Annotated in this window: 4 protein-coding genes; 2 read left to right on the top strand and 2 right to left on the bottom strand. The window is 64.4% G+C overall.

Annotation, left to right across the window (positions count from 1 at the left end; all coding sequences use genetic code 11):
• The coding region (locus tag VFG33_RS13745; RefSeq protein ID WP_325026248.1) for a coiled-coil domain-containing protein at positions 1-2,953 on the bottom strand (2,953 nt) is incomplete at its 3' end.
• 215 nt (positions 2,954-3,168) lie between these two features.
• Positions 3,169-3,648, bottom strand: a complete 480-nt coding sequence (locus VFG33_RS13740; protein WP_325026246.1) for a hypothetical protein — start codon at positions 3,646-3,648, stop codon at positions 3,169-3,171.
• 9 nt (positions 3,649-3,657) lie between these two features.
• Here VFG33_RS13740 and VFG33_RS13735 point away from each other — a divergent pair, with 9 nt between their 5' ends.
• Positions 3,658-4,818 carry a hypothetical protein gene (locus tag VFG33_RS13735; RefSeq protein ID WP_325026244.1) on the top strand — a complete coding sequence of 387 codons (1,161 nt, stop codon included), beginning with the start codon at positions 3,658-3,660 and terminating at the stop codon, positions 4,816-4,818.
• Between the two features lie 31 nt (positions 4,819-4,849).
• Positions 4,850-5,776, top strand: a complete 927-nt coding sequence (locus VFG33_RS13730) for a hypothetical protein (protein WP_325026241.1) — start codon at positions 4,850-4,852, stop codon at positions 5,774-5,776.
• Positions 5,777-5,792: the final 16 nt, after the last annotated feature.

Raw genomic sequence — 5,792 nt, 5'->3', positions numbered from 1 at the left:
CTCCAGCCGCAGCTAGCACATCGGCGAGCCGGGAGGCTGCGCTGTCATCACCGCCATCCGCCCTCGACGTCAACGTGGCCAGGTCCCCTTGCGCTACCAGCGCGTTGGCCAACGAGTGGGCTGCGCTGTGATCACCGCCATCCGCCCTCGACGTCAACGCGGCGAGATCTCCGCGCGCCACCAGCATGGTGCCCAACCTGTAGGCGGCAATGTCATCACCGCCATCCGCCCTCGACGTCAACGTGGCCAGGTCCCCTTGCGCTACCAGTGCGTCAGCCAATGTGAACGCGGCGTCGGTATCACCGGCGTCGGCGCGCGTCGCCAGCGCGTCCAGATCCCCACGCGCCACAAGTGCGTCAGCCAATGTGAACGCGGCGTCGGTATCACCGGCATCGGCGCGCGTCGCCAGCGCGCCCAGATCCCCACGCGCCACCAGCATGTCAGCCAGCGCATCCGCCGCCTCCTGATCGCCAGCGTCCGCTCGCGCAACGAGTCCCGCCAGATCCCCCTTGGCCACGAGTACGTTGACCAAGCCGGGTTTACCTTCAACCCACCTCTCGGCGGTCAGTGTCTCCGCCATCGCGTCCGCGGCGCTCTCGTCGCCGGCATCCGCACGCGCGGCCAAACCGTCCAGATCCCCACGCGCGATAAGCATGTGGGCCATTGCGTCCGCGGCGCTCTCGTCACCGGCATCCGCACGCGCGGCCAAGCCGTCCAAGTCTGCGCGCGCTACGTGGACCTGGGTTAGCGCCCTTGCGGCAGTCTCATCACCGGCGGTTGCGCGCGTCGCCAGCGTGTCCAGATCCCCGCGCGCCACTAGCATGTGGGCCATTGCGTCCGCGGCCTTCTCGTTGCCGGCATCCGCACGCGCGATCAAACCGTCCAGATCCCCACGCGCCGCCAGCACGTTGGCAAGCTGTCTGGCCGCCCACTCGTTGCCGGCATCCGCACGCGCGACCAACTCCTCCAGATCCCCACGCGCCACCAGCAACTCCGCAAATTCCTTGGCGGAATGCTCGTCGCCAGCATCTGCCCGCGCGACCAACTCCTCCAGATCCCCTCGCGCCACCAGCAACTGCGCGAGGTCCGAGGCGGCATCATCGTCGCCAACATCTGCCCGCGCGACCAAACCGTCCCGATCGCCACGCGCCGCCAGCGCGGCGGCGAGCGCTCCGCCGGCATAATCGTCACCTGCATCCGCCCGCGCTGTCAGCGCTGTTAGATCCCCACGCCGGAGATGCAGGGATGCGAGTCTGAACGCTGCGTTCGTGTCGCCGGAGTCAGCACGGGTAGTCAGCTGGTCGACGTTCCCGCGCTCGATCAGAGACTCCGCAAGCCGCCTGGCCGCTTCATTTCCCTCGGCGGCAGCGACCAGGCATTGCTGAACTGTGGCATCTAGTTCTCGACGCACCGCCAGCAGCAGCGCGAGATCATCGGCCGCGTCCTCGTGCCCATGTAAGGCTGCACGAAAGTATAGGGCGATTGCATGGGTGTAAAGCATCCGATCTTCTGCTCTGATTCCGAGCCGGTATGCATCAGATGGTTCTAGCTCACCAACCACAAGCGCACGCCAGAACGCGGGAGCGACCGCCTCGGTGCGGCGCTCGCTGATCGCGTGCTGGAGCAGGTAGTCCGCGACCGTATACCGACGTGTCCGTGTCTCATTGTCCGGCACCTTCACGAGAGGTGCCGTTGCAAGGCTCTTAAGACTCATGCCCTCCAAGTCTGACTCAAACCAGCCCGCGTCGGTCGGAGTTTGGTCAAGGTACGCGAGGGTGAGTGCGAAAAGGAGGGATTCTGTTAAGGAATCTTGCATACCTAGTCGCCGTGCATCGATGGCTGCGAATAGGATGGCGCGCTGCTGCGGGGTAGCACGTTCATAGCGTCGAATAAGTTCCGGTGCACCTGCCAAGACTTGCGTGATTCCAAAGTCCTGTACCGCCACCGCATCGGCTAGGCGGGGATCAGTGGACGCGAGTAGTGCGGTCTTCCTCCGCTCATCGGTTGAGAAGGACCGGAGCGTGATCTCCTGCACACGGTCACTGCTCAAGATGTCAGCGGCGCCTGGAAAGTGAAACAGGGGGCCGCTCGCTCTGGGATCGGACCGCATATCGACGCTTCGCAGGTCCGCCCAGTGCTCTGGCCACAAAGTTCCTAGAATGACCACAGGCGTCGGCGCATCGAGCAGTCGACGGATAGCGCCCGGGGTAACCGCCGTAGAGCCTTCTGTCAGGTAAGGTCCGGGGAGGTAGCGCTGCAATTCGTCAAGCCAAACCACAAGCTTCGGCAGCCGGAATGTCGAGTCAGCGACAGCGTTTACGAGGTCGCCTTCACCGAGGTCTGGCACCAAAACGTGCCAGTCTGGTAGAAGAGCTTGCACCGCTTGGTAGAGCAGCCGTGTCTTGCCAACAGATGAGTCTCCAACGATCACGAGAAACCCACCGGTCTCGCTCGCTGACCGAAGCCACCGATAGACCTCCGGCTCCCGTTCTCGTTCAACCCAAGCTGGCAGGTAGTCTGAACGGCGATACTTTCCTGAAACGTTCGCTGGAGGTGCAGAACGGCCATGTTGTTGCCTTGTCTCGGTGCCGCGGTCGACAGTCGGCTCGAGCAGGCCCGGCGGCAACGCAATCGCGGGATGAACACGCAATGCGGCTGGATCGACATCCCCCAGTCGTCGGAGGTCTTGCCGACCGAGATGGTCGCGCAAGCGGCGAATCGCATTGCGTTCGTCGGTCGCCTCCTCTTCCCGACGTTTCGCCCAAGGCTCGATTACGGTAAAGCCAACTACGGCAAGAACGGCAAGTACTGCAACCGAAAGCCATGCCGGCAGCCATGAAAGCCAGCGAGGTGATTGACTCATCTTGAGGACGGCTGTGAATGCCGCCACCAACGCCAAAGCAAGGATCGGACCTATCACACGCCGCGGGCGCACCCGGAAGCTCACCACCATCAGAGCATGATGTCATTAACGGAAAGCGAGTTCGACGCCGCAGCGCGCTCAGCGAGCACATCCACAACCGGACGGTTGCATGCCACCGCCGCACCTACAACGCAGGACGTGCGGATGCCTGTCCAGCCACCGACCACCGAGCATGATCGCGGTTCAGGATTGGGAGTCGTTGGCGCGAGGACGCTCATCGGACCGGACCGGACCGGACCCGGCAGTCAGCGAGTCGGACGCCCCGGTCCCTGGAAGAGTCGCCGCAGCCACGCCGCGCGCGGCTGCCGGGCTGGCGGCGTGACCTCAAGGATCTCGCCATCGAAGTACTCACGGACCGTCACGTGGTACCCGTGTGCAGTCAGCGTTTCAGCGTGCTGCCGCATCTTCGGCGGCCACACGCGGAAGGGATCGATGATGAAACCCCCAACAGTATGTGGGCCTCCACGTTTCCCGACGTGGATCTCGAAGCCGCCTTCGTAGTGTTCATCTTCGAGGCTGGGGTCGTACTCGCGACCGCCGTGCTGCTGGAGCAGGTTGCGGATTCGGTCCGCTTCTCGTTGAGCGTCCCGCCGTTCACGCTGCTGGTTAGCCGTGTCGTTCACGGCGGTCACAGTAGCTGAGTCGGCGAGACCCTGCGCTTCGATCACATCGATCGCCAGCGCGTCCGGTGACAAGCGACCTGTGGGAGGAAGCTGTGCTGGCATCCTTGCCGAGTGGAAGAGCTACCAGGGGCCGGCCGGGCTGGCGAACTTCTGAAGACCAGAGCGCTGCGGGACTTCGGCCCCTGGCAGCAGAGCGACAAGGAGATCCCGGCTGTCAGCGGCCGGAGACTGGCGCTGCCGCCTGATCAGGTGCCGGTGCCGCTGCTGCTGAAGTACGCCCTCGAACTGATTGGTCTGGAGGCCTACGGGCCGGCTGAGAAAGTCGCGTGGTGGATCGAGTTCGCCTACAAGGGCGACCTCTGCCAGCTGTCCCACGAGAAATTCGGCGTACGCCTGGCGCTGTGGAGCCACGCACCAGAGGAGGTCGCCAACCGGACCCTGAACCAAATCGCAGGCAAACTCCGATCCGCCACCCGAACCGTAGAACATCTCATCGCCGACGCCGCACCGGAGATCCTTGGCCACGGCGCGGCCACCGTGGTCAACCAGCACCACTCACTCCAGCGCGCCTACCAATACTTCCGCGACCGGGCCCTCTCTCCGGATGTTATCGAGAGTGAACAGACCACCTGGGATCTTGAGGGCGGAGGCACCGGCACCTCGTTCATCGACGGCCCTGGCCGGATGCGGATGAACGCCTTCCACGACCTGGTCGCCGCACTGACCGCCTACCTCAGCCTGCTGGAACACGACCTCGTCCTAGCCCTCGCTTTCACCGACTTCGATCCTGAGGAGGACAACCTCACCAAGATCATCGGCGATCGCTGGAGCGAGAAGTTCGCCCGCGTGCTGGGAAACCAGGGTGAGGCTGCGCAGCTGCGGCAGCGTCTGGCCGAGGTGGTGGAACGGTGGCGAAACCCGTACTCCCACGGAGGGAACGACAAGCGACACGGAGCGTCGATCTATCTCCACGCGGCTGGCATCGGCGCTGTTCCCGTCGGCTTGACCAAGATCCGCGACAGCCCGCTTTTCACCTTTGTGCCGGCCGACGAAACGGACGTGGACAGCGTCTTCGCCCTTCTCGATGAGATCGACACGTGGATCGACGCCAAGCTCACCGATGCCTTGCAGTGGATCCGCGAAGGCCTCGCCGTCCCCTTCAGCGAGGCCTTCCGCGAGGAAGCCGCGGCCGCACGCACAGCTGGCGTATTCGCGGAGTTCGTGCGGTACCACTCCTACCGCCAGGACATGATCGACAACATGGACTTCTGACCCGCGGGCGCCGGCCAGTTACGCTCCCCGCATGCAGCAGCCCTACGAGCTCTCCCGCCAGCAGTTGCGGCGATGCGAGATCGCCGAGTGGATCTTCACCGCCGCCGAGAGCCGTCCGTACGTCGACGTCGGACTGGTCGGCCTATTCGACCAGTACGACGCAGCCCAGCAGCAGATCTTGGCCGACGAACTGGACGACCTCGAACGCTGCGGATGGATCGGCAACCTGGTAACTCCGCTGAGCTTCGGCGCGTACTCGTGCCACCTGACTGGCGAGGGTGCCGATGCGGTCGAGGACCTGCAACAGCGCCGTGGCGATGTCGCCCAGCGACGCAAACACGTCCGCGACATCGCACTGCGCGACCTCTTCGACCAGAAGCACGGCGCAGCCCGCCCGGCGCGGACCTTCTACGGAGAACAGGTCACCCAGGACGAACGCGATGGGGCCCACTCCTGGCTGTTCGATCGCGGTTACGTCAGGGGACAGAAGACCGCTGGCGACATTCTCTACACCGTGTTCATCACCGCCAAGGGGGAGGACTGCGTCGAGGAGGGCCGGTCGGTCAACGACGGCAACGTCGTAAGCCGGTCGACAGCGTCCACGACGATCACCACGATCACCGGCAACAACAACACGGTCGCGCACACCGGGGCCGGCGACGTCACCCAGACTGTGACTGCCACCACCGTCACAGCGGCCGAGCGGGAGGAGGTCCTCCAGTTGTTAACGACCTACGAGCAGGTGAGATCCCTGCTGAACATCGGCCCGGCCGAGACCGAGGCAGCAGATGCGGCCGTGGTCGAACTGAAAGAGCTGGCCGCGAAACCCGGCGTATTTAAGGGGCAGTTGCTCCCAGCCCTCAAGAGCCTGGCTAAGGGAGTGGGAACCAGCGCGTCCGCGGGTGTCGGTGATCTGGTGGTCAAAGCCATTCACCGCCTGATCGGCTTGCTGCAGTAGGTCCGGCCGGGTTTGC

It is taken from the genome of Kribbella sp. (assembly GCF_035687465.1).
In the GTDB taxonomy this organism is placed as follows: domain Bacteria; phylum Actinomycetota; class Actinomycetes; order Propionibacteriales; family Kribbellaceae; genus Kribbella.
This window is presented reverse-complemented; position numbering and strand designations above follow the sequence as displayed.